Source organism: Streptomyces sp. MUM 203J, from assembly GCF_022414595.1.
Lineage (GTDB): Bacteria > Actinomycetota > Actinomycetes > Streptomycetales > Streptomycetaceae > Streptomyces.
Map to the genome: position 1 here is coordinate 1 of NZ_JADWYO010000038.1, position 24256 is coordinate 24256.

The 24256-nt window shown below is 73.2% G+C and carries 23 protein-coding genes; 12 read left to right on the forward strand and 11 right to left on the reverse strand.

Annotated features, from left to right (window positions below; translation table 11 throughout):
• The 3 genes from I3F58_RS19145 to I3F58_RS19155 all read right to left on the reverse strand — a co-directional run.
• Window positions 1-670 (reverse strand): biotin/lipoyl-containing protein (locus I3F58_RS19145; RefSeq protein ID WP_308355041.1); only part of this gene is annotated, 670 nt, incomplete at its 3' end.
• A gap of 59 nt (window positions 671-729) precedes the next feature.
• Complete coding sequence (gene lpdA / locus I3F58_RS19150; protein ID WP_240109857.1) at window positions 730-2118, reverse strand: dihydrolipoyl dehydrogenase; 1389 nt, start codon at window positions 2116-2118, stop codon at window positions 730-732.
• A gap of 477 nt (window positions 2119-2595) precedes the next feature.
• On the reverse strand, window positions 2596-4122 hold the full coding sequence (locus I3F58_RS19155) for a leucyl aminopeptidase (RefSeq protein WP_240109858.1): 1527 nt from the start codon (window positions 4120-4122) through the stop codon (window positions 2596-2598).
• 341 nt (window positions 4123-4463) lie between these two features.
• Between I3F58_RS19155 and I3F58_RS19160 the strand changes: the two genes are divergently transcribed.
• The 5 genes from I3F58_RS19160 to I3F58_RS19180 all read left to right on the forward strand — a co-directional run bounded on the left by I3F58_RS19160 (window position 4464) and on the right by I3F58_RS19180 (window position 11249).
• Window positions 4464-6509: a hypothetical protein gene (locus I3F58_RS19160; RefSeq protein ID WP_240109859.1), complete on the forward strand. Its 2046-nt coding sequence runs from the start codon at window positions 4464-4466 to the stop codon at window positions 6507-6509.
• 168 nt (window positions 6510-6677) lie between these two features.
• Complete coding sequence (gene pelF, locus I3F58_RS19165) at window positions 6678-8210, forward strand: GT4 family glycosyltransferase PelF (protein WP_240109860.1); 1533 nt, start codon at window positions 6678-6680, stop codon at window positions 8208-8210.
• Between the two features lie 6 nt (window positions 8211-8216).
• Complete coding sequence (locus tag I3F58_RS19170) at window positions 8217-9773, forward strand: hypothetical protein (protein ID WP_240109861.1); 1557 nt, start codon at window positions 8217-8219, stop codon at window positions 9771-9773.
• Window positions 9774-9795: 22 nt separating this feature from the next.
• A complete protein-coding gene (locus I3F58_RS19175) occupies window positions 9796-10407 on the forward strand; it encodes a spherulation-specific family 4 protein (protein WP_240109862.1) in 612 nt (203 codons plus the stop codon).
• Window positions 10404-11249 carry an endo alpha-1,4 polygalactosaminidase gene (locus I3F58_RS19180; protein ID WP_240109863.1) on the forward strand — a complete coding sequence of 282 codons (846 nt, stop codon included), beginning with the start codon at window positions 10404-10406 and terminating at the stop codon, window positions 11247-11249. Before I3F58_RS19175 ends, I3F58_RS19180 begins: the two co-directional genes overlap by 4 nt.
• A gap of 30 nt (window positions 11250-11279) precedes the next feature.
• Here the strand turns inward: I3F58_RS19180 and I3F58_RS19185 are convergent, their stop codons facing one another.
• Window positions 11280-12050, reverse strand: coding sequence for an adenosylcobinamide-GDP ribazoletransferase (locus tag I3F58_RS19185; protein ID WP_374208001.1), 771 nt, complete (start codon window positions 12048-12050; stop codon window positions 11280-11282).
• 57 nt (window positions 12051-12107) lie between these two features.
• Between I3F58_RS19185 and I3F58_RS19190 the strand changes: the two genes are divergently transcribed.
• On the forward strand, window positions 12108-12857 hold the full coding sequence (locus I3F58_RS19190; protein WP_240109864.1) for a hypothetical protein: 750 nt from the start codon (window positions 12108-12110) through the stop codon (window positions 12855-12857).
• A gap of 86 nt (window positions 12858-12943) precedes the next feature.
• Here I3F58_RS19190 and I3F58_RS19195 read toward each other — a convergent pair whose 3' ends face one another.
• Genes I3F58_RS19195 through I3F58_RS19205 form a run of 3 tightly spaced genes read right to left on the reverse strand, consistent with a single transcriptional unit; the run spans window position 12944 to window position 16069 of the window.
• Window positions 12944-13714 carry a hypothetical protein gene (locus tag I3F58_RS19195; protein WP_240109865.1) on the reverse strand — a complete coding sequence of 257 codons (771 nt, stop codon included), beginning with the start codon at window positions 13712-13714 and terminating at the stop codon, window positions 12944-12946.
• A gap of 45 nt (window positions 13715-13759) precedes the next feature.
• A complete protein-coding gene (cobT, locus tag I3F58_RS19200) occupies window positions 13760-14827 on the reverse strand; it encodes a nicotinate-nucleotide--dimethylbenzimidazole phosphoribosyltransferase (RefSeq protein ID WP_240109907.1) in 1068 nt (355 codons plus the stop codon).
• A gap of 42 nt (window positions 14828-14869) precedes the next feature.
• Entirely contained in the window at window positions 14870-16069 is a 1200-nt protein-coding gene (locus I3F58_RS19205) for a bifunctional adenosylcobinamide kinase/adenosylcobinamide-phosphate guanylyltransferase (protein ID WP_240109866.1), read from the reverse strand.
• A gap of 83 nt (window positions 16070-16152) precedes the next feature.
• Between I3F58_RS19205 and I3F58_RS19210 the strand changes: the two genes are divergently transcribed.
• Window positions 16153-16359, forward strand: coding sequence for a hypothetical protein (locus I3F58_RS19210; RefSeq protein WP_240109867.1), 207 nt, complete (start codon window positions 16153-16155; stop codon window positions 16357-16359).
• A gap of 56 nt (window positions 16360-16415) precedes the next feature.
• On the opposite strand, the gene I3F58_RS19215 is transcribed toward I3F58_RS19210, so the two are convergent.
• From I3F58_RS19215 to I3F58_RS19225, 3 genes are all read right to left on the reverse strand, one after another.
• A complete protein-coding gene (locus I3F58_RS19215) occupies window positions 16416-17510 on the reverse strand; it encodes a S1C family serine protease (protein WP_240109868.1) in 1095 nt (364 codons plus the stop codon).
• 87 nt (window positions 17511-17597) lie between these two features.
• Window positions 17598-18350: a class I SAM-dependent methyltransferase gene (locus tag I3F58_RS19220; RefSeq protein ID WP_275678698.1), complete on the reverse strand. Its 753-nt coding sequence runs from the start codon at window positions 18348-18350 to the stop codon at window positions 17598-17600.
• Between the two features lie 56 nt (window positions 18351-18406).
• Window positions 18407-19003, reverse strand: a complete 597-nt coding sequence (locus I3F58_RS19225; RefSeq protein ID WP_240109870.1) for a DUF3043 domain-containing protein — start codon at window positions 19001-19003, stop codon at window positions 18407-18409.
• A 238-nt stretch (window positions 19004-19241) separates the two neighbouring features.
• On the opposite strand from I3F58_RS19225, the gene I3F58_RS19230 reads away from it, so the two are divergent.
• The 4 genes from I3F58_RS19230 to I3F58_RS19245 all read left to right on the forward strand — a co-directional run bounded on the left by I3F58_RS19230 (window position 19242) and on the right by I3F58_RS19245 (window position 22369).
• Window positions 19242-20042, forward strand: coding sequence for a PspA/IM30 family protein (locus I3F58_RS19230; protein ID WP_240109871.1), 801 nt, complete (start codon window positions 19242-19244; stop codon window positions 20040-20042).
• Between the two features lie 12 nt (window positions 20043-20054).
• The gene (locus I3F58_RS19235) at window positions 20055-20336 is read left to right on the forward strand and encodes a hypothetical protein (RefSeq protein WP_240109872.1); all 282 of its coding nucleotides are present in this window, start codon (window positions 20055-20057) and stop codon (window positions 20334-20336) included.
• Window positions 20337-20432: 96 nt separating this feature from the next.
• On the forward strand, window positions 20433-21662 hold the full coding sequence (locus tag I3F58_RS19240) for a sensor histidine kinase (protein WP_240109873.1): 1230 nt from the start codon (window positions 20433-20435) through the stop codon (window positions 21660-21662).
• Window positions 21659-22369, forward strand: coding sequence for a response regulator transcription factor (locus tag I3F58_RS19245; RefSeq protein ID WP_240109874.1), 711 nt, complete (start codon window positions 21659-21661; stop codon window positions 22367-22369). Before I3F58_RS19240 ends, I3F58_RS19245 begins: the two co-directional genes overlap by 4 nt.
• A gap of 59 nt (window positions 22370-22428) precedes the next feature.
• Here the strand turns inward: I3F58_RS19245 and nadA are convergent, their stop codons facing one another.
• Entirely contained in the window at window positions 22429-23616 is a 1188-nt protein-coding gene (gene nadA, locus I3F58_RS19250) for a quinolinate synthase NadA (protein WP_240109875.1), read from the reverse strand.
• A gap of 280 nt (window positions 23617-23896) precedes the next feature.
• Here nadA and I3F58_RS19255 point away from each other — a divergent pair, with 280 nt between their 5' ends.
• Window positions 23897-24253 carry an iron-sulfur cluster assembly accessory protein gene (locus I3F58_RS19255; RefSeq protein WP_236240931.1) on the forward strand — a complete coding sequence of 119 codons (357 nt, stop codon included), beginning with the start codon at window positions 23897-23899 and terminating at the stop codon, window positions 24251-24253.
• The last annotated feature ends 3 nt before the right edge of the window (window positions 24254-24256 follow it).

The window sequence follows — 24256 nt, forward strand, 5'->3', positions numbered from 1 at the left end:
GTGCCGGGGCCGGGGCGGCGGCAGGCGCGGCGGGTGCCGGAGCCGGGGCAGCGGCCGGAGCCGCACCCGCGGCGCCGATGACGCCCAGCTTGGCGCCGACCTCGGCGGCCTCGTCCTCGCCGACGGTGATCTCCAGCAGCACGCCGGAGGCCGGGGCGGGGATCTCGGTGTCGACCTTGTCCGTCGACACCTCCAGCAGCGGCTCGTCGGCCTCGACGGACTCGCCCACGGCCTTCAGCCAGCGGGTGACGGTGCCCTCGGTGACCGACTCGCCCAGCGCGGGCAGCACGACGTCGGTGCCCTCGGCGCCACCGGCCGCCGGAGCGGCGGCCGGGGCCTCGGCCACAGGGGCGGGGGCGGCGGCCTCGGCGGCCGGAGCCGGGGCGGCGGCCTCGGCGGCGGCCGGGGCCGGAGCCTCCGCCGGGGCACCCGTACCGTCGTCGATGACGGCCAGCTCGGCGCCGACCTCGACGGTCTCGTCCTCGGCCACCTTGATGCTGCTGAGGATGCCCGAAGCGGGGGCGGGGATCTCGGTGTCGACCTTGTCGGTGGAGACCTCGAGCAGCGGCTCGTCGGCCTCGACCTTCTCACCCTCGGCCTTCAGCCAGCGGGTGACGGTGCCCTCGGTGACGCTCTCACCGAGCGCCGGCAGGGTTACGGAAACCGGCATGGTTTCACTTGCTCCTAACAGATCTGTGCGGTATGTGGTCGCGCCCGGTGACCGAGGCGTCAGTCGTGGGAGTGAAGCGGCTTGCCGGCCAGCGCCAGGTGGGCCTCGCCCAGGGCCTCGTTCTGCGTCGGGTGGGCGTGGATGAGCTGCGCCACCTCGGCCGGCAGGGCCTCCCAGTTGTAGATCAGCTGGGCCTCACCGACCTGCTCGCCCATACGGTCACCGACCATGTGGACGCCGACCACGGCACCGTCCTTGACCTGGACGAGCTTGATCTCGCCCGCGGTCTTCAGGATCTTGCTCTTGCCGTTGCCCGCGAGGTTGTACTTGAGCGCGACGACCTTGTCCGCGCCGTAGATCTCCTTGGCCTTGGCCTCGGTGATACCGACGGAGGCGACCTCCGGGTGGCAGTACGTCACCCGCGGGACCCCGTCGTAGTCGATCGGCACCGGGTTCAGACCGGCCAGCCGCTCCGCCACCAGGATGCCCTCGGCGAAGCCGACGTGCGCGAGCTGGAGCGTCGGGACGAGGTCGCCCACGGCCGAGACGGTCGGCACGTTGGTGCGCATGTACTCGTCGACCAGGACGTAGCCGCGGTCCATGGCGACGCCCTGCTCCTCGTAGCCGAGACCGGCGGAGACCGGGCCGCGGCCGATCGCGACCAGCAGGACCTCGGCCTCGAAGGTCTTGCCGTTCGCCAGGGTGACCTTCACACCGCTGTCGGTGTACTCGGCGCTCTGGAAGAACGTGCCGAGGCTGAACTTGATGCCGCGCTTGCGGAAGGCGCGCTCAAGGAGCTTGGAGCTGTTCTCGTCCTCGACCGGCACCAGGTGCTTGAGGCCCTCGACGACCGTGACGTCGGTGCCGAAGGACTTCCAGGCGGAGGCGAACTCGACGCCGATGACGCCGCCGCCGAGGATGATCGCGGACTCGGGGACCCGGTCCAGGACCAGCGCGTGGTCCGAGGACAGGATGCGGTTGCCGTCGATCTCCAGGCCCGGCAGCGACTTCGGCACGGAGCCGGTCGCGAGCAGGACGTGGCGGCCCGCGACACGCTGGCCGTTCACGTCGACGGAGGTCGGGGAGGAGAGCCGGCCCTCGCCCTCGATGTACGTCACCTTGCGGGAGGCGACCAGACCCTGCAGGCCCTTGTACAGGCCGCTGATCACGTCGTCCTTGTACTTGTGGACGCCCTTGATGTCGATGCCCTCGAAGACCGTCTTGACACCGAACTGGTCGGCCTCGCGGGCCTGGTCCGCGATCTCACCGGCGTGGAGCAGGGCCTTGGTGGGGATACAGCCGTTGTGCAGGCAGGTGCCGCCGAGCTTGTTCTTCTCGATCAGTGCGACATCCAGGCCCAGCTGCGCGCCTCGCAGGGCCGCAGCGTAGCCGCCACTACCACCGCCGAGGATCACTAGGTCGAAAACGGTGCTGGCGTCGTTCGCCACGTCACGTCCTCCATGCATGTGCGCCGGTCGCCGGTCCTCGATGACCCGCGGCGGCTGGTGTTCGGCCGCTGTCGTTTCGGCCCTGTGGTGGGGGCCCTGTCCTGCCGGTCACCCATCTTCGCACTAGTCGGCCGGGCACGGGACGCGGGGCCATGTCCTGAGACGGGGGAAGTCCCGGAGGATGATCCACCTGCCGAGGTCGCGGCTGCGGACGAACGTACGGATTTCGTCGAGAGCGAACGGGGCCGCTCCGGCGCAGGTCCGCCCGGCCGGAACCCGCCGGACGGGACCCGGACGGAACGGCGGCGGCCCCGGACCGGTGTGGTCCGGGGCCGCCGGTGCGAAGCCCGCGTGTGCGGCCGCTCTCCCCTGAAGTGACCGGTCGACGTGACCCGTGTCACCGAAAGCGGCCGCGGTGCCGCGCCCCCAAGCTGCCGGCCGGTCGCCCGGCCGGCATCCCTCCCCGGGGGCGCGGTGTCAGGCGAGGTCGCCGTCGGCGGTGCGCTCGGCCAGCTTCACCAGGGTGCGCACGGCCGAGCCGGTGCCGCCCTTCGGGGTGTAGCCGTGAGGGCCGCCCTCGTTGAAGGCGGGGCCCGCGATGTCCAGGTGGGCCCAGGTGATGCCCTCGCCCACGAACTCCTTGAGGAACAGTCCGGCCACCAGGCCGCCGCCCATCCGCTCGCCCATGTTGGCGATGTCGGCGGTGGGGGAGTCCATGCCCTTGCGCAGCTCCGCCGGGAGCGGCATCGGCCAGGACTGCTCGCCGGCCTCCTCCGAGATCTCGTGGATCGCGGTGCGGAACGCGTCGTCGTTCGCCATGATGCCGAACATGCGGTGGCCGAGCGCCAGCACCATCGCGCCGGTCAGGGTCGCGACGTCCACGATGGCGTCCGGGCTCTCCTCCGAGGCGCGGGTCAGCGCGTCGGCCAGCACCAGACGGCCCTCGGCGTCCGTGTTGAGGACCTCCACGGTCTTGCCGCTGTACATGCGCAGCACGTCACCCGGGCGGGTGGCGGAGCCGGACGGCATGTTCTCGGCGAGCGCCAGCCAGCCGGTGACGTTGACCGGCAGGCCCAGCCGGGCCACGGCGACGACGGCCGAGAACACGGCGGCGGCGCCGCTCATGTCGCACTTCATCGTCTCGTTGTGACCGGCCGGCTTCAGCGAGATGCCGCCGGAGTCGTACGTGATGCCCTTGCCGACCAGGGCGAGGGTCTTCTCGGCGTCCGGGTGCGTGTAGGCCAGCTTCACCAGCCGCGGCGGGTTCTCCGAACCGGCGCCGACGCCGAGGATGCCGCCGTAGCCGCCCTTGGCGAGCGCCTTCTCGTCGAGGACCTGGACCTTGACGCCGCTCTCCTTGCCGGCCGCGGTGGCGACGGCGGCGAACGCCTCGGGGGTCAGGTCGTTCGGCGGGGTGTTGATCAGGTCGCGGGCCCGGTTGACCTCCTCGGCCACCACGCGCGCCCGCTCGGCCGCCGCCTTGTACGCCTTGTCGCGCGGCTTGCCGCCGAGCAGCGCCACCTCGGCCAGCGGCAGCCTGGCGTCCTTGCCCTTGGGCTTCTCCTGGTAGGCGGTGAAGGTGTACGTGCCGAGCAGCGCGCCCTCGGCGATCGCCTGGGCGCCGTCCGCCGACTCGACGGGCAGCGCGAACGCGGCCTTCTTCGAGCCGTGCAGGGCACGGGCTGCGGCACCGGCGGCGCGGCGCAGCGTCTCCGCCGGGAAGACGTCGTCCTTCTCCGGGGCGGAGCCGAGGCCGACGGCCAGCACGAGCGGGGCCTTCACGCCGTCGGGAGAGGGCAGCTTGGTGACCTCACCCTCGGCGCCCGACGCGCCGAGGGTCTCCAGGACGGCGGCGAGCCTTCCGTCGAACGCCGTGTCCACGGCCTCGGCGCCGGTCGCGACGACGAGGCCCTTGCCGCCGTCGGCGGGCTTGGCGACACCGACCACCAGGGCGTCCGCGCGCAGAGTCGCGGCCCCGGCGGTACTGAGAGTGAGAGCAGTCACGGTGGTGAGATCTCGCTTCCGTTGAGTTGAGTAGAGCGGTCGGTGGGTGGGCCGACCGGGCCCGCCGCATCGTAGTTCGGCCGGTCGGAGCGCCGGGGCCTCGGGGCACGGTCCGGGTGGAGCGCCAGGGACGAGACTACGCGCGCGTACCAGACTCGTTCAGAGGGGCGGTCGTTCACTCGTACGTGGCGTCTCTTTCATGTTTGGCTGATCAGATCTTGAGAGCTACGTCACACTCCCCTCAATCGCGGGAGGCAGATGCGTACCCGTTTGCATCATCTCCACAGCTCCTCCCGGTGCGGAACTCCGCGGCGGGAGCACCCGTCAGGGGGAAACACCCAATGCGCCACCACCGGTTCCGTGCCGTGAGATCAGCCGCCGTGCTGGCCGCCGCGGCCCTGATCACCACCGCCGTCCCGGCCGCCACCGCCACCGCCGCCCCGGCCGTCACCCCTCGGATCGACCTCACCGTCCTCGTCGTCGACGACGGAGGCAGCGCCGTGGCCGCGCTCATGTCCGAACTGCGCGCCACCGGCGTCCCGTACGAGCGCGTCCGCCTCGGTGAGGCCGGGCGGCCCGTCCTCACCGCCGGGTTCCTCGCCGACACGGTCGACGGCCGCCCCCGCGCCAGGTACCAGGGCGTGATCCTGCCCGACGAGGCGCCCTACGGCCTCAGCGAGAGCGAGCAGGCCGCCCTCGTCTCGTACGAACAGACCTACGGGATCCCGCAGGTGGACGCCTACACCTGGGCGCATCCGGGTGTCGGCCTCGACTACACCGACCAGGGCGGCCACTCCGGCGTCCTCGACGGCACCGAGACCACCGTCACCACGGCGGGCCGCTCCGGCCCCTTCCGCTATCTCGACGGGCCGCTCACCTTCGAGGACAACGACCCGGGCGTCTCCGAGAGCTTCGGCTACGCGGGCCGCCCCCGCGAGGGCTACACCAGCTATCTGGACATGCCCGTCGAGGGCGGCGGACGCGCCAGCCTCATCGGGGAGTACGCCCACGACGGCCGCCGCGAACTCGTCGTCACCTTCGCCTACAACCAGCACCAGCGGCAGTTCCGGGCCGTGGCCCGCGGCATCGTCGAGTGGCTCACCCAGGGCGTCCACCTCGGACAGAGCCGCTACCACTTCTCCGTACACGTCGACGACGTCTTCGCCCCCGACTCCCGCTGGGACACCGAACGCAACTGCACCCCCGGCGACTTCGACTGCGTCGGCGGCGACGGAGAGGGCACCGTCCCCATCCGCATGACCCCCGCGGACGCCCAGCACGCCGCCCTGTGGCAGCGCTCCGCCGGTTTCACCCTCGACATGGTCTTCAACGCGGGGGCGGGGGAGGAGTGGAAGGCCGAGCACGGCGGCAGCGACCCGCTCGCCACGCAACTCCTCGCCGACAAGAACCGGTACCGCTGGGTCAACCACACCTACACCCACCCGTTCCTCGGCTGCGTCCAGGACACCTCCACCGTCCCCTGGCGGTGCGCGACGAAGCCCGACGGCACCACCGACTGGGTCAGCCGCTCGGAGATCTCCGCCCAGATCCGCGACAACCACTACTGGGCGCTCCGCAAGGGCCTGCCCGTCGACCGCGCCGAACTCGTCACCGGCGAGCACTCCGGCCTCGCCACCCACCCGCAGCAGCCCCAGGACAACCCGAACCTCGCCGGGGCCCTCGCGGACAACGGCGTCCGCTGGATCGGCAGCGACAACTCCCGCGAGCCCGACCAGCGGCCCGTCGGCACCTCCCGCACCGTGCCCCGCCACCCGATGAACGTGTACTACAACGTCGGCACGGAAGCCGAGATGACCGATGAATACAACTGGATCTACAGCCGCGCCTCCGACGGCGGCAGCGGTGTCTGCGAGACCAACCCCGCCTCCACCTGCCTCGACGCGCCCCTCGACACGGCCACCGGCTACCGCACGTACATCGTTCCGCAGGAGGCCCGCATCGCCATGAGCCACGTCCTGGCCGGCGACCCGCGCCCCCACTACGTCCACCAGTCCAACCTGGCCGAGGACCGCATCCTCTACCCCGTCCTCGACCGGATCCTCGCGGACTACCGCGGGCTCTTCGCCGACAACACCCCGCTCGTCAACCCCCGCCACCGCGACATCGGCACGGAGCTGAAGCGCCGCGCCGACTGGGACAGGGCCCTCGCGGACGGCAGGGTCACCGCCTACCGCATCGGCGACACCGTCACCGTCAAGGCGCCGGCCGACGTGACGATGCCCGTCACCGCACCGGAGGGCACACGGAAGAGCGCCCTGCTCGGCTCCACGGCCTTCGGCACCCCCTACGCGGGCGCCCGTTCCGCCTGGGACACCCCCGGAGCGTTCCAGACCGCGCTCACCCTCACGCTGCCTGCCACCGGCTGATCCCGACGCGTCAGGCGGCTGCCCAGCACGGGCAGCCGCCTGACGCGCGGGCACCGCACCGCAGACCGCGCCCGTCCACCACCGTCCGGACCACTCACCACCGGCATGCCCTTGCATCTCAGCATCACCACGGCCCGACGACCGCTCCACCCCGGGGGAACCACCACCATGCCCAGCAGCGGCCGCCACGTCACCATGCTCACCGAAGGCACCTACCCGCACGTCCACGGAGGAGTCAGCACCTGGTGCGACCAGCTCGTCCGCGGGATGCCCGAAGTCGACTTCCAGGTCCTCTCCCTCACCGGCAGCGGCCGCGAACCGGTCACCTGGCAGCTCCCCTCCAACGTCTCCCGGCACACCGCCTTCCCCCTGTGGGGCCCGGCACCCGGCCACTCCCTGCCCCTGCTGGGCCGAGAGCGCCGCCGCTTCATCGACACCTACGAACGCTTCCTCCTCGCGGTCCTCGACCCGTCCGCCCCCCGCACCCACTTCACGGAGGGCCTCTACGGACTGGCCGCGCTGGCCCGCCGCGGACGGCTCTCCAGCGCCCTGCGCTCCGAGGCCGCCCTGCGCTCCCTGATGTGGATATGGACCATGCCGCACCTGGAGACCGCCGCCGCCCGCCCCACCGTCCACGACGCACTCACCGCCACCGACCTCCTCGAACACGCCCTGCGCCCGCTCGCCGCCCGCATTCCCGCCGGCCGCGTCGCCCACGCCGTCTCCAGCGGCCTGGCGACCCTCCCAGCCCTCGTCGCCCAGCAGCTCGACGGCGTTCCGTTCCTGCTCACCGAACACGGCATCTACCTGCGCGAGCGCTACCTCGGCTACCGCACGGAAGCCCAACGCTGGCCCGTCAAGGCCCTGATGCTCGGCTTCTACCGCGAACTCAACTCCCTCGGCTACCGCAAGGCCGACCTGATCACCCCGTGCAACCAGTACAACCGCCGCTGGGAGGAGCGCGGCGGCGCCCCCGCCGACCGCATCCGCACGGTCTACAACGGCGTCGACCCCCATGCCTTCCCGCTGGCCGGCCCCGAACCCGAGGTGCCCACGCTCAGCTGGTGCGGCCGGGTCGATCCGATCAAGGACCTCGAAACCCTCATCCGCGCCTACGCCATCGCCCGCGCCGAACTTCCCGAACTGCGGCTGCGCCTCTTCGGCCCGGTCCCCGACGGCAACGCGGACTACCGCACGAAACTCGAGAAGACCGCCGCCGACCTCGGCGTCACCGACGGCATCACCTTCGAGGGGCGCGTCAGCGACGTCGCGAGCGCCTACGCCGCCGGAAGCCTCGTCATGCTGTCCTCCATCAGCGAGGGCTTCCCCTTCTCCCTCATCGAAGCCATGTCCTGCGGCCGGGCCACGGTCTCCACCGACGTCGGCGGCGTACGCGAAGCCGTCGGGGACACCGGGCTCGTCGTACCGCCGCGGGAACCCGCCGTCATGGCCGAGGCCGCCCTCACCCTCCTCAAGGACGACGATCGCCGCGCCGAACTGGGCCGCCTCGCCCGCCGCCGGGTCATCGAGCGGTTCACCCTGCTCCGCTCCGTCGACGGCTTCCGCCGCATCTACCGCGAACTCGCGGGCTGCCCCGGCCCCGAGGACCGGGGGACAGCCGGGGACTCCGGCGACTGGACACTCCAGCTCCGCGTCACCGATCCGTGGATGCGTGAACTCGCCACCGAAGGGACGGTGTGACCGCTCATGAGCGGCTCCCTCTGGCTCACCCCGCCCGAGAACAGCGACACCCTCACCCGCATCCCGCGCCCGCCCCGGCCCCGCACCGGCGACACACCGGTGCGCCCCGCACGCCAGGCACCCGGCTGGGCCGCCGCCGACCCCCTCGACGAGCTCACCGAGCGGCTGGAGGACCTGATCGCCCAGGCCGTCCACCCCGACGAGATCGCCGCCGCCCTCGAGTCCGACGGCATGACGGACGACCACATACGGCTCACCTACGGCCGGGAGAACTCCTTCGCCCTCGCGGAGGACCTCTACGCCCGGGTGCCCCGCCGCCACCCCGAACCCGCCGGTACGTCCGCCGGCCCCTGGCACACCCGCCTCGGCGGCTGCGTCCTGCGCGGCCTCGTCTTCGCGCTTCCCGGACTCGCGTACGTCCTCGGGGCGCCCCTTCTCGCGGGCCCGCCCGGCACCCTCGGCCTGCCGGCAGGAACGATGCCCCTCCTCGCCGGCGCCCTCACCGGCTGGACCTGGAACCAGGCCCTCTCCCACCGCGCCCACGCCTGGCTCGGCCTCGCGGACCGCCCCGCCGCCGCCCGCGCGCTGCTCCTCGGTGCCCCGCTCGGTGCCCTCCTCGGTGCGCTCGCAGCCGTCGCCGCCGCCCAGCCGGGCCAGTGGGGAGCCGTCGCGTTCGCCGCCGGACAGTCCCTCTACCTGGCCGCCGCCACCGTCCTGCTCGTCCTGGAACGGGAGAAGGAACTGTTCGGGGCGCTGCTGCCGCTGGCCGCCGGGGCGCTCGTCGCGCTGTGGACGCCGCTGCCGACGGCCGCCCGGGTGGCGCTGCTGCTGCTGTCGCTGCTCGCGGCGCTCGGCCTCGCCACCCGCGCCCTCGCCGGGGAGACCACGCCGGGCGCGCCCGGGCGGCAGACGGGCGGCGGGCTCGCCGTGCCACGGCTCACCGCGTCACTCCCGTACGGGCTCTTCGGCCTCGGCACCGGGCTGCTCGTCCTCTACACGGCCTTCGGCGACGCCCTCGCGTACGGTCCCGCCGCGGCTGTCCCCGGTGCAGGCACCGGCTCCACCGGAGCGGCTGGCACCGCGCCCGACTTCGCCGCGGCGGTCGCGCTCACCCTCTCGATGGGGCCCGCGGAATGGCTGCTGCACCGGTTCCGCAGCGAGAGCCTCGCCGGACTGCGGGCCGCCCGCAGCCCCGGCGCGTTCCGCCGGGCCGCCGGCGGCACACTCGCGCTGTGCCTGGCCGGCTATCTGACGGTGCTTCTGCTGCTGACGGCCGCGGGGACCGCGCTCATGCCCGGGGCGCCGCCGCCGGGCGGGGTACGGCTGGTGGCGCTGCTGCTGATCGGCGCGGTGCTGTGGACGGCCCTGCTGCTGCAGTCCTTCGGGGCGGTGCTGTGGGCCGCCGCCGTCTGCTTGACCGCGGCGGGCGCCCGGACCCTGCTGCTCGCCACCGGCGCCGGCGACGCGCGCATGGCGGGTGCCGTGGTGGCGGGCGCGGCGGCGGGTGCTCTGGGCGTCCTGTGCTGCGTACTGCTGGGACGCGCGACCGCGCACCGCTACTGACGAGGACCGAGGAGCCGTACGGATGACACTTCTGGTGCCCTACTACGAGCACCCCGCAGCCCGCCCCGCGCAGTGGTCGGCGATCGTCGCCGCGGCGCCTCTCCTGTACGGAGTCGTCCTCAACCCGGCCAGCGGGCCGGGCGACGCCCCCGACCCGGCGTTCGCGGCCGTCGCCGCCCGGCTGCGCGCCGAGGGCGTCCGCGTGCTCGGCTACGCCGACACCGCCTACGGACGCCGCCCCCACGCCGACGTCGTCCGTGACCTGCTGCGCCACCGCGACTGGTACGGCACGGACGGCGCGTTCCTGGACCAGGCGGCCACCGGGCCCGAACTGCTTGGCCACTACGGCCGCCTCGCGGTCGCCGCGCGCGCCGCCGGGGCGGCCACGCTCGTCCTCAACCACGGGACGCCCCCGCACCTCGCGTACAGTGAACTCGCCGACCTGCTGGTCACGTTCGAAGGCCCCTGGCACACCTACCGGCGGCTGGACCCGCCCGGCGGTCCCGGCCAGTGCCACCTGGTGTACGCGGCTCCGCCGGACGCGTGGCTCACCGCCCCCGTCCGGTGCGCCGTACCCGGCGACGGGGCACACCCGTGGGGCACCCTTCCGCACCTACTGGAGCCCGCTTCGTGACGAGACGTTCCCTTGCCCTGACAGCCCTCGCCCTGGCCGCCGCGCTCCTCGCCGGCTGCACGTCGTCCCCGGACGGCACCGGCCCGGCGCCGGGCCCCACCGGCGGCCGGACCGGCGGCCCGAGCCCCACCGGCGGCCCGGAGGCGGTCTGGCAGCCGGAGCCGGGCGGCCCCTGGCAGTGGCAGCTCAGCGGGAAACTGGACCCGACGGTGGACGTCCCCGTGTACGACATCGACGGTTTCGACCACCCCGCCGCCACCGTGGCCGACCTGCACCGCCGGGGCCGCAAGGTGATCTGCTACCTGTCGACCGGCGCCTGGGAGGACTTCCGCCCCGACGCCGGCGAGTTCCCGAAGACACTGCTGGGCAAGGGCAACGGCTGGGAGGGCGAACGCTGGCTCGACATCCGCCGCACCGACGTCCTCGAACCGCTCATGGCAGCCCGGCTCGACATGTGCCGCGACAAGGGCTTCGACGCGGTCGAGCCGGACAACATGGACGGCTACGCCAACGACACCGGCTTCCCCCTGACCGCTGCCGACCAGCTCCGCTACAACCGCCTCATCGCCCGCCTCGCCCACGAACGGGGCCTGTCCGTGGGCCTGAAGAACGACCTGGACCAGATCCCGCAACTCGTCGGTGACTTCGACTTCGCGGTCAACGAGCAGTGCGCCCAGTACGACGAGTGCGACACGCTCCGGCCGTTCCTGGACGCGGGGAAAGCGGTGTTCCACGTGGAGTACGAACTCCCGACGCGGGCGTTCTGCCCGGAGGCCCGGCGGATGGGGATGAGCTCGATACTGAAGAGGTACGACCTGGACTCGTGGCGCAGACCGTGCTGAACCCGGAGGTCCGGAGACGGGGCCCCGCAGTCACCCCAGCGTCAGGGTGACCAGCGCCGTCACGGTCGCCGTCTCCGCCACAGCCCCGAACACGTCCCCCGTCACCCCGTCCAACCGCCGCACGCACCGCCGCAGCAGCAGCTCCGCCGCGCCCAGCGCCGCCAGCGCCGCCAGCGCGTGCCGGACCGCCCCCCAGGGCCCCGACACCGCACCGCCCGCCGACGCGCAGGCGACAAGCACCAGACCCGCCACCGCCAACGCCGCGCCCCCCGGAACCGTCCCCGCCACCACCGCGCCCAGTCCCTCGGGGCGGGCCGCCGGGACAGCGGTGCGGGACGCCAGGGTGAGCGCCAGCCGGGCCACGGCCCCCGCCAGGACCGCCCCGGCAGCCCCGTACCGCCACCCGTCCCCGTACAGCTGGAACAGCGCGGCCACCTGGGCGAACAGCACCAGTACGAGGGTGATCACCCCGAACGGCCCGATGTCCGACTGCTTCATGATCCGCAGCGCGTCCCCCGCGGGCTTCCCGCTGCCCAGACCGTCGGCCGTGTCGGCCAGCCCGTCCAGGTGCAGTCCCCGGGTCAGCAGCGCCGGGACGGCGACGGACGCGACAGCGGCGAGCAGTGGCCCCGCGCCCAGCAGCAGCAGGGCCGTGCCCGCGCCGGCCGCGGCCAGGCCCACGACGAGCCCGGCGAGCGGCGCCCACAGCATTCCGGCGCGGGCGGTCCCGCGGTCCCAGCGGGTGACCCGGGCGGGCAGCACGGTGAGCGTGCCGAAGGCGAAACGTATGCCGTGGTTCATCGCCCGCAGGGTAGTCGCTGCCGGGATACCGTCCGCACGGAGCCTAGGCTCCAGGGCATGGACCACTGGTTCACCCGCAACATCGTGGAGCCCGGGAAGCTGCCGCTGCTGCTCTCGCTGGCATCCTTCGTCGTCACCTTCGCCGTGACCCGGACCATCACCCGGCTCATCCGGGCGGGACGGGGGCCGTTCCGGAACGTCACGCCGGGCGGACTCCACATCCACCATGTGGTTCCCGGGGTCGTCCTCTCCGTGATCGGCGGCTTCGGCGCGGTCGCCGTGGGAGGGTACGGCGCCGCGGCGATGCTCTTCGCCATCGTGTTCGGAATGGGTGCGGGGCTGGTGCTGGACGAGTTCGCCCTGATCCTGCACCTCGACGACGTGTACTGGACGGAGGAGGGGCGCAAGAGCGTGGAGGTGGTGGTGCTCACCGCCGCGCTCCTGCTGCTGGTCGTGGCCGGGTTCGCGCCGCTGGGCGTGAACGAGGTGACGGAGGAGGAGCGGCAGAACCGGCTGGAGCTGATGGTGACCCTCGTCGTGAACTTCCTGTTCGTGGTGGTGGCACTGCTGAAGGGCAAGCTCCGGCTGGGCCTGATCGGGGTGCTCGTCCCACCCCTCGCGATCGTCGGCGCGGTGCGGCTGGCGCGGCCCGGCTCGCTCTGGTCCCGCCGCCTCTATGCCCACCGTCCCCGTGCCCGGGCCCGCGCGCTCCTGCGGGGCTACCGCCACGACAGGCGCTGGACGCGCTGGGGGCGGCGGGTGCAGGACCTGGTCCTGGGCGCGCCGGACGAGCCGTCACAGGGCTAGGGCCTGCCGGCGGCTCTTCTCCGGCCGCCTCCTTCCGAACGGGGCGGCGCCCCCGGGCCCCGTTGCGGCGGCTGCCGCGCCCGTCCTCAGGACGCCCCGGAGGGGGGACGCGCGGACGGGCTGAGGCCCAGGCGCCCCGGCGCCCGGGGAGCCGGGGTCAGGGAGGCGGCACCCCCGGTCTCGGGAAGGGGCGCCTTCCGCGCGGACCAGAACCTCGCCACACCCCACAGCGCCAGCACTCCCGCGATGGCCGCCAGGTGCTCCTTCCCGGCCAGGTTCGGCTTCACCAGCACCTCCACCACCATCGCCACGACCACCAGCCACCCCGTCACCCGCGCCCGGTACCGCCAGCACACGAACACCGCCAGCCCCACCACCGCCGCCGACGGTCCCGTGTCCACCACGAGCGCGTCGGACCCGGGCAGCCCCAGCGGCGCCCGCCCGGGCCCCAGCGCGATGCCGACCCGCGCGTACAGAGTCCCCGCCAGCGTCGCCGCGTAGGCGATCAGCAGCATCCGTGCCCGCCCCAGGCACACCTCCGCGATGCCGAAGACGACCAGGATCTGCGCCAGGGCCCCCCACACCGGCAGGTCCAGCGCGGGCACGAACAGCGACAGAGGCGTCCGCAGCAGCGCGAGCCACAGGGGGTCCTCGGCCCGCACCGCCCCGGCGGCCCGCACCGGCCCGTACCCCCACGGCTGGTTCTGCACGAACTGGAGCAGCGCCGTCAGACACACCGCGGCCAGCGTCAGCGCGACGGCCCTCCAGCCCCGCGCGGTCAGCCCCGCCCGCACCGTCCCGTACAACGGCCCCCATTCACGGCGGGCGAACCCCCGCACCGCAGCACGCACAGCCAACCGGACCTCTCCTACCGACCCACCGAAAAATGCGGGGCAGCCCGACTACCCGTCCAGTTCCGGCTGTTCCGGCAGCTCAGGCCGTTCCGGCAGCTCCGCCGCGAGCGCCGCGGCGGCCTGGACGAGGGGGAGTGCGAGCAGCGCCCCGGTTCCTTCCCCCACAGTGACGCCGTGGTCCAGCAACGGGTTGAGCGCCATCCGGTCCAGCGCCTTCGCCTGCGCGGGCTCCCCGCTCACCTGGCCCGCCAGCCACCAGTCCGGCGCCCGGAACGCCGCCCGCTGCGCCACCAGCGCGCACGCCGCCGACACGACCCCGTCCAGGACCACCGGCATCCGCCGCACCGCGGCCTGGAGCAGGAACCCGGTCATCGCGGCGACATCCGCCCCGCCGACCGCCGCCAGCAGCTCCAGCTGATCACCCAGCACCGGCCGTGCCCGGCGCAGCGCGTCCCGGATCGCCGCGCACTTGCGCATCCACGCCAGGTCGTCGATCCCGGCACCGCCCCGACCGGTCACCACCGAGGCGTCCGTCCCGCACAGCGCGGCGATCAGCGTGGCCGCGACGGTCGTGCCGCCGACGCTCAGATCGCCCAGCACCACCAGGTCGGTGCCGGAGTCGGCCTCCTCGTCGGCGATCGCCATGCCGAGCCGTACCGCCTGCTCGGTCTCCTCCGCAGTCAGCGCGTCCTCGACGTCGATGCGCCCGCTGCCGCGCCGCACCCGGTGCCGTACGACGTCCTGCGGCAGCAGTTCGGGCTCGCAGTCCAGCCCGGCGTCCACCACCCGCACCGGCACGCCCGCCCGCCGCGCCAGCACCGCGACCGGGCCCGCCCCGTCCAGGACGTCCCGCACCAGCCGGTACGCCGTCCCGGCCGGGCGGCCCGACACGTCCAGCTTCGCGACCCCGTGGTCCGCGGCGAACAGCACCACCCTGGGACTGTCGACCGGACGCACCGGCACCGCCCCCTGGGCCGCCGCCAGCCACTCGCCCAGCTCGTCCAGGCGGCCCAGCGCACCCGGCCGCACGGCGAGCCGCTCCCTCCGTTCCTCGGCGTCCCGGCGGACGCCGCTGTCGGGGCGTTCGATGAGGTCGGAGAAGTCGTCGAGATTCAGGCTGCTGCTCATTCGCGGAACAGTACCGCCCGCGGGTGACGCTCAGCCGCGCAGCCGCAGGACCTGCCCGGACACCACCAGCAGCACCTGCTCGCACTCGTCCGCGAAGGCCGCGTTGAGCCGCCCCAGCTCGTCCCGGAACCGCCGCCCGGACGCGGTCGCGGGCACCACTCCGCTGCCCGCCTCGTTCGTCACGGCGACGACCGTACGAGACGTACCGCGGACCGCCGCGACCAGCTCGGCCACCCGTTCCCGCAGTGCCTTCTCCCCGGTGTGCCGCCAGGTGTCGTCGTCCCAGGCGCCGACCCGGTCCATCGCGTCGGTCAGCCACAGCGACAGACAGTCGATCAGCAGCGGCGGCCCCTCCTCCCGCAGCAGCGGCGCCAGCTCGCAGGTCTCCTCCGTACGCCACGACCCGGGCCGCCGGTCCCGGTGGAGGCTCACCCGGTCCGCCCACTCCGCGTCGCCCTCCCTGGTGCCGCTCGTCGCCACGTACACGACCTCCGGCAAGGCCTCCAGCCGCCGCTCCGCCTCCAGCGACTTCCCGGACCTGGCCCCGCCGGTGACCAGCGTGCGCCGTGGCACGGGGCTCCGCTCCCGGTGCGCGCCCACCACCACCGTCGCCCCGTCCGGCACCGCCCGCGCCCCCGCCGCCGCGAGCCGCCGGTCCAGCTCCGGCCCCGGTGGCACGTCGTGATCCAGATGTACGGCCAGGACGTCGGTGTCCGGCCCGACCGCGCCCACCGCCCGCAGCCGCGCCAGAGACTCGGGCCGCCCGGCCACGTCGACGACCACCGTGTCGTAAGGGCGGGCCGGGGCTCCCAGCCCGGCGGGGGCCGCCCCGCGCGGCAGGTACAGCAGCCGCCCGCCTTCCAGGGACGTGACCTCGTACCCGGTGCCGGGTGTGTCCATGGACACCGCCAGCACCTTGTGCCCGCTGATCAGGGTGAGTTCCCGCCCGTCCGGCACCCGTCCGGCGGCGGGCAGCCCGGCCGGGACCTCCACGGCCGGCCCGTCGTGCGGGTGGGTGAGCAGCACCTGCCGCACACCGGACAGCGAACGTCCGGCGCGGGCGGCGGCCAGGGCGGCGCCGGGGGTGAGGTCGAGCAGCAGGGCGCCGTCCACGAGCAGTGAGGTCGCGGCCCGCGCGTCCGCGCCCCTGGCGAGTGCGCACACGGCGCAGGGACAGCCGGGACGGGGGAGCCCGAGGGGTGTGCCGGTGCCGAGCAGAGTCAGTTCCACACCCCTGATCCTCCCGCGCCCCCGCGAACGCTGCGCGCCCGGCTACGCTGCGGGCAGGAAACCGAAGAACTCGGGAGGCGCACATGGCGTGGACGTGGCGGTTCGAGAAGTCCGACGGCACGGAGGTGGAACCGGCCGTCACCCCGGAGGAGTTCACCACCCAGGGCGACGCGGAGTCCTGGATCGGCGAGACCTGGCGCGACCTCCTGGACGGCGGCGCCGACCAGGCCACCCTCTTCGAGGACGACACCAGGATCTACGGCCCGATGCCGTTGAACGCGGAGGGCTGAGCCCCCGGTCCCGCTGTGCGGGGGGCCGGGACCGGCCCCCCGATGGGCCCGCGCCCTCACATCTCGCCCAGCGTCACCGTCACCGTCCGGGACCGGCCTTCCCGGAGGAACCGCACCGGCACCTCGTCCCCCGGCTGCCGCGAGGCCAGCGCCTCCAGCAGTGACGTGATCGTCGTGATCTCCGTGTCACCCACCCGGGTGATGGTGTCCCCGACCCGCAGCCCTGCCTCCTCGGCCGCACCGTCCGGCAGGACCTGCTCCACCGCCACCCCGGCGGGCTGGTAGCTGTCGTCCAGCACGGTACGGCCCGAGATCCCGAGCGCCGCCCGTCCCGAGTCCCGTACCTCCCCGAACTCCACGATCTGGTCGGCCACGGTCCGCACCATCGACACGGGGATGGCGAACCCGATCCCGGACGCCTGCCCGCCACCCGGCTCCGGGTCGGCCGCCGCGAGCGTCGGGATGCCGATGACCTCGCTGTCCAGGTTGACCAGCGCACCCCCGCTGTTGCCGGGGTTGACGGGCGCGGAGGTCTGGACCATGTTGCCGATGGTCGCGCCCGGAGCCCCGTCCGTGCGGGTCGTGCTGACGGTGCGCCCGATGGCGGACACTATGCCCTGGGTGACGCTTCCGGACAGCCCCAGCGGCGACCCCATGGCCAGCACGATCTGTCCGACCTCCACCTGCGTGGAGTCCCCGAACCGTGCGGGCCGCACCCCGTCCGGCAGGGCGCCCTCCAGCTTGATGACGGCCAGGTCCTGCTCCGGGTAGCTGGACACCAGCCGTGCGGTCAGCGGCTGCTCGCGGGTCGCGACGGTGACGCGGAAGTCCGAGGAGTCACCCACGACATGGGCGTTCGTCACGATGTGCCCCTGCCCGTCGTAGACGACGCCGGAGCCCAGGCTGCGGCCCGCCTCGATGGTCACGACCGAGGGCAGTACGTTCCTGATGACGGTCTGGTAGTCGCTCTGCAGGTCGTCGGCCTGCCGGGGCGCCGCCGCCCGCGCGCTCGCCGTCACCGCGGCCTGTCCGGCCCCGGCGCCCGCGGGTCCGCCCGAGCGCGCACCGGAGCACCCGCCCACCAGGGCGGCCACGGCCACGGCACACACCACGGCCCGTGCTCCCGGCAGCAGCCGGGGGAGGACGTCCATGAGGGGAGTATCCCCGTCCCCAGCCCACCCGGCCTCCGGAACACCCCCGTTCAGGGGGCGGCCGCGACGGCCCGCCCGGGGTGCTCCCTAGCCGCGCACACCGCACAGGTGCAGCAGGGCCGCCACGCGGCGGTAGGGCTCGGTACGGCCCGCGCGGTCTTCGGCGGCGAGGAGGTGTTCCAGTTCGCCGGCCGGGGGGAGGCCCTGGTCGTTGGGGACGCTGTCGGTGAACACGCGGACCCCGTACCAGGCCTGGAGGGGGGCGGCGATACCCGCGAGGGTGGCGGTGAGCGCGCCGAGGCGGTCGGCGCGCACCCGCAGGCCGAGGCGGCTCGTGTAGTGGTCCGACTCGAACGCCTCCAGAGCACCCGGCCAGTCCCCGGCCAGCCCCGGCCGCAGGGCCAGGGCGTCCGCGTTCCGTACGACCAGGGACAGCAGGCCACCGGGGGCCAGCATCCGGGCGAGTCCGGCGAGCAGCGCGTCCGGCTCCTCCACGTACATGAGCACACCGTGGCACAGCACCACGTCGAAGCTGCCGGGCAGGAAGTGCACCCCGGTGTCACGGCCGTCGCCCTCGATGAGCCGCACCCGGTCCCGGATGCCCGCGGGCTCGGCGGCCAGTGCCTCCCGGGCGGCCTTCAGCATCCCGGGGTCGGACTCCAGGCCGGTCACCGTGTGTCCGGCCCGCGCCAGCCGCAGGGCCTGGGTGCCCTGGCCCATGCCGACGTCGAGGACCCGCAGCCGCTGGCCCACCGGGTAGCGGGTCGTGATCTGCTCGTCGAGCTGCCGGGCGACGAGTTCCTGGCGGACCGTGTTGCGCAGCCCGCCGAGCCCGTCCAGCCAGTCGGCGGCGGCGCCCCCGAACCCGGCCCGGCCGCTCTCGACGGACTCGCTGGTCAGGGCCGCTCTCCCCGTTTGACCTGGGGCTTGGGCAGCCGCAGCCGACGCATCTGGAGCGTACGCATCAGGCCGTACGCCACGGCGCCCTTCTTCGGCTCGTTCGGGAAGCGCTCGTTCAGCTGCTTCTTCAGGCGGATCGTCAGGCCGACGGAGTCGACGACGATCATCACGATGACGCCCAGCCACAGCAGTGTCGCGATGAACTGGGTCTGGCCGGCCCGGACCACCGACATCACCAGGATGATGACGGCGAGAGGCAGGAACAGCTCCGCGACGAAGAAGCGCGAGTCGACGAAGTCGCGGACGAAGCGGCGCACCGGCCCCCGGTCCCGGGCGGGCAGATAGCGCTCGTCGCCGCTCGCCAGCGCCTCCCGCTGACGGGCCAGGTCGGCGCGGCGCGCCTCCCGCTGGCGGCGCATGGCCTCCTTGCGGTCCAGCGGCGGACTGACCGCGCGGCGGCGCTGGGACTGGGCCTCACTCCGTTTCGGGGTGGGCCGGCCCTTGCGGGCCTGCGGGTCACGGGGCTGCTTGGAGAGGTCCGGGCTCACCTTGTCGGCGGCGGCCTTCTCATCCTTCGAACGGCTACGGAACACAAAGCCCAAGGGTACGGGGTGTCGCCCATGCTGCTCACGCCGGACGGGAACGATCCGGCAACGGCTGGCGTCCCCGTAGGTGTATCTACTCCCTGGGCGGGAGAGGGAACGGGTACCAGTCGTTCTTGGGGAGGAGCCCATCGGGGTCCGGACAGTGCGGTAATGGATGCAGGGCCCGTACTGTGGGTTCTGTCGGAGAGCTGCAGCAGACTCGGTCAGAAGGGGGCGCGCGAAGCCCATGAGCGGTGTGATGAAGCGTATGGGGATGATCTTCCGCGCGAAGGCGAACAAGGCCCTGGACCGGGCCGAGGACCCGCGCGAGACCCTCGACTACTCGTACCAGAAGCAGCTTGAGCTGCTCCAGAAGGTGCGGCGCGGCGTCGCCGACGTGGCGACCTCCCGCAAGCGTCTGGAGCTTCAGCTGAACCAGTTGCAGAGCCAGTCCTCCAAGCTGGAGGACCAGGGACGCAAGGCGCTCGCGCTGGGCCGCGAGGACCTGGCGCGCGAGGCGCTGAGCCGGCGGGCGGCACTGCAGCAGCAGGTCAGCGACCTGGAGACACAGCACCAGACACTCCAGGGCGAGGAGGAGAAGCTGACGCTGGCGGCGCAGCGGCTCCAGGCCAAGGTGGACGCCTTCCGCACGAAGAAGGAGACGATCAAGGCCACGTACACGGCCGCGCAGGCCCAGACCCGGATCGCGGAGTCCTTCTCCGGTATCTCGGAGGAGATGAGCGATGTGGGGGTCGCCATCCAGCGGGCCGAGGACAAGACCGCCCAGCTCCAGGCGCGCGCGGGCGCGATCGACGAGCTGCTGGCGTCCGGGGCGCTGGACGACCAGTCCGGGCTCCAGCGCGACGACATCCAGGCCGAGCTGGACCGGCTGTCCGGCGGTTCGGACGTGGAGCTGGAGCTTCAGCGGATGAAGGCCGAACTGGCGGGCGGGACGTCCTCGCAGCAGGCTATTGAGGGCGGCAACGGCACGCAGCAGGGCGAGCCGCAGTCCCAGCAGCAGTCGCACCCGAGGTTCGACAAGCAGTAAGGACGGCGCGTCATGATCGTAAGGATCATGGGGGAGGGCCAGGTTCGGCTGGCCGACAGCCACTTCGCCGAGCTCAACAAGCTCGACGACGAGCTGCAGGAGGAGATGGAGAACGGCGACGGGCCCGGCTTCCGCCAGACCCTGGCCCGGCTCCTGGAAACGGTCCGCGCCCTGGGCGAGCCGCTCCCGGACGACTCCCTGGAGCCGTCCGAACTGATCCTCCCTTCCCCCGACGCCACCTTGGCCGAAGTCCAGGCCCTCCTCTCCGACACGGGCCTGATCCCCGAGGTCTGACCGGGCCCCGGCCGCGGAGGGTCACCCCTGCGCGGCCGCCCCGCGGGCACCTCGGCTCCCGTAGGTGCCGTGCCCCGACGCCGTACCCTCGCAACCGTGCTGTCTCCAGGAAGCCGCGCCCGCGCCTGGCCTCGTGCCCATCCGCTGGCCGCCGACACCGCTCTCGCCGCCGCCGTCCTCACCGCCATGGTGCTGGGCTCCTTCGCGGACCCGCACGGCAGCGCCGCCGGTCCCGGCTTCGGTACCCGGGCTCCCGGCCCGGGCAGCATCGCCCTGATGGTGCTGGGCGCCGCCGCCCTCGTGCGGCGCCGCCGCGCACCCCTTCCGGTCCTGGTCCTCACCAGCGCGGTGACCGTCGCCGAGTTCCTGACCGGGGACCCGCCCGCCCCCGTCGCGATGAGCGCCGTCGTCGCGCTGTACACCGTCGCGTCCCGCACCGACCGCCCCACCACCCGGCGGGTGGGCCTGGCGACGATGACGGTGCTCACCGCGGCCACCATGCTGTTCGGCCACAGCCCCTGGTACTCCCAGCAGAACCTGGGCGTATTCGCCTGGACCGGCATGGCCGCCGCCGCGGGCGACGCGGTCCGCAGCCGCCGCGCCTTCGTGGACGCCATGCGCGAGCGCGCCGAGCGCGCCGAGCGGACCCGCGAGGAGGAAGCACGCCGCCGCGTCGCGGAGGAGCGGCTGCGCATCGCACGCGACCTGCACGACGTGGTCGCCCATCACATCGCCCTGGTGAACGTCCAGGCCGGGGTCGCCGCACATGTCATGGACCGGCGCCCCGACCAGGCGAAGGAGGCCCTGGCCCATGTCCGTGAGGCCGGCCGCTCCGCCCTGGAGGAGCTGCGGGCCACGGTCGGCCTGCTGCGCCAGTCCGGTGACCCGGAGGCGCCGACGGAGCCCGCGCCGGGCCTGGCCCGGCTGGACGAGCTGCTGGACGGCTTCCGCAGAGCGGGCCTCCCGGTCGCCCTGGCCCGTACGGACGAGGGAGCCCAGCTCCCCGCGGCGGTGGACCTCGCGGTGTACCGGATCATCCAGGAGTCCCTCACCAATGTACGGAAGCACGCCGGTCCGCAGGCCGCGGCGGAGGTGAGCGTGCTGCACGTCGGCCGCACAGTCGAGGTCACGGTCCTGGACGACGGCGCACCCGCCGGCCCCGGGCAGCCGTCGGAGACGCCGGGCGGCCTCGGCCTGCTCGGCATGCGCGAACGCGTCACCGCCCTGGGCGGCGCCCTCAGCACGGGCCCCCGCTACGGCGGCGGTTTCCGGGTCCAGGCGATCCTGCCCCTCAGCCCCCGAACAGCGGAGACAGGCCCCAGATGACATCCCACCCGCCCGCCGCCCCCGTCCGTGTGCTGCTGGCCGACGACCAGGCGCTGCTCCGGAGCGCCTTCCGGGTGCTGGTGGACTCGGAGCCGGACATGCGGGTCGTGGGGGAGGCCTCCGACGGGGCCGAGGCACTCGCGCTCGCCCGGAGCACCGGGCCGGACGTCGTCCTCATGGACATCCGGATGCCCGGGACCGACGGGCTCTCCGCCACCCGGATGATCACGACCGACCCGGACCTCGACCGGGTCCATGTGGTCATGCTGACCACCTTCGAGGTCGACGAGTACGTCGTCGAGTCGCTGCGTGCCGGGGCCTCCGGATTCCTCGGCAAGGGTGCCGAGCCCGACGAGCTGCTCAACGCCATCCGGGTCGCCGCGGCCGGGGACGCCCTGCTGTCACCCGCCGCGACCAAGGGGCTCATCGCCCGTTTCCTCGCTCAGGGCCCGGTCCGGGGCGAGGAAACGGGCGCCGGGAGTCCCGGGGCCGAGCGGCTCTCCGCGCTCACCGGCCGGGAGCGCGAGGTCCTCGTCCACGTCGCCGCCGGGCTGTCCAACGACGAGATCGCCGGGCGTCTCACCGTCAGTCCGCTCACCGTCAAGACCCACGTCAACCGCACCATGGCGAAGCTGAACGCCCGCGACCGTGCCCAGCTCGTCGTCATCGCGTACGAGTCCGGACTGGTGCGTCCTCAGGGCGGATGACGCGCCGAGGGGCGCTCCCGGTACGTCCGGGAGCGCCCCTCGGCGCACACGTCGGTGCCTTACGGCAGCGCCAGCATCCGCTCCAGCGCCAGCTTCGCGAAGCTCTCCGTCTCGCGGTCGACCTCGATGCGGTTGACCAGCTTCCCGTCCGCCAGCGACTCCAGCGCCCACACCAGGTGCGGCAGGTCGATGCGGTTCATCGTCGAGCAGAAGCAGACCGTGCGGTCGAGGAAGACGATCTCCTTGTCCTCGGCGGCGAAACGATTCGCCAGCCGCCGGACCAGGTTCAGTTCCGTGCCGATCGCCCACTTCGAGCCCGCCGGGGCGGCCTCCAGGGTCCTGATGATGTACTCGGTCGACCCCACGTGGTCCGCGGCCGCCACGACCTCGTGCCTGCACTCGGGGTGGACGAGGACGTTCACGCCGGGGATGCGCTCGCGGACCTCGTTCACCGAGTCCAGCGAGAACCGGCCGTGCACCGAGCAGTGGCCGCGCCACAGGATCATCTTCGCGGCCCGCAGCTCCTCGGCGGTGAGCCCGCCGTTCGGCTTGTGCGGGTTGTAGACCACGCAGTCGTCCAGCGACATGCCCATGTCCCGGACGGCGGTGTTCCGGCCCAGGTGCTGGTCGGGCAGGAACAGGACCTTCTCGCCCTGCCCGAAGGCCCAGTCCAGTGCCCGCTGCGCGTTCGAGGAGGTGCAGATCGTGCCGCCGTGCTTGCCGGTGAAGGCCTTGATGTCGGCGGAGGAGTTCATGTACGAGACGGGGACCGTCACGTCCGCGACGCCCGCCTCCGTCAGCACGTCCCAGCACTCCGCGACCTGCTCGGCGGTCGCCATGTCGGCCATCGAGCAGCCCGCCGCCAGGTCCGGCAGTACGACCTTCTGGTCGTCGCCGGTCAGGATGTCCGCCGACTCGGCCATGAAGTGGACGCCGCAGAAGACGATGTACTCGGCCTCCGGCCGGGCCGCCGCGTCCCGGGCGAGCTTGAAGGAGTCGCCGGTGACGTCCGCGAACTGGATGACCTCGTCGCGCTGGTAGTGGTGGCCGAGCACGAAGACCTTGTCGCCGAGCTTCTCCTTGGCCGCGCGGGCGCGCTCCACCAGGTCCGGGTCGGACGGTGCGGGCAGGTCGCCCGGACACTCCACACCCCGCTCGCTCTTGGGGTCGGCCTCGCGGCCGAGGAGCAGCAGCGCGAGCGGCGTCGGCTGGACGTCCAGGGGCTGGGCGGTGGTCACGTCACGCACCCTTTCTACTGAGCTTCACGTGGCAGGCACGAACAGGGACACCGCGCCTTTTCGTCTAAATGACGCTATCTATCATATCCGGTTCACGTCACTTTGACGATGGCCATAGTGTCGATGTGACACATCCCCTCTCCGCGCGGCGGTGCCTGCCGGGACCCGGGTGTGCGAGCATGAAAAGGCCAAGGACAAAGACACACGCCCGGCCCGGAATGAATCCGCGGCCCCGCCGGTTGACCTGACCGTCGGCAAGCAGTCTTCGTACAACCCGGGAGAGAAGCAGATGTCCGTATCGGACGAGAAGACCACTGTCAGCGACGGCATCCTCCTGACGGACGCCGCCGCGGCCAAGGTCAAGGCCCTGCTCGACCAGGAAGGCCGCGACGACCTCGCCCTGCGGGTCGCCGTCCAGCCCGGCGGCTGCTCCGGCCTGCGCTACCAGCTCTTCTTCGACGAGCGCTCGCTCGACGGGGACGTCGAGAAGGACTTCGGCGGAGTCAAGGTCGTCACCGACCGCATGAGCGCCCCCTACCTGGGCGGCGCCACCATCGACTTCGTCGACACGATCGAGAAGCAGGGCTTCACGATCGACAACCCGAACGCGACGGGCTCCTGCGCCTGCGGCGACTCCTTCAGCTGACGC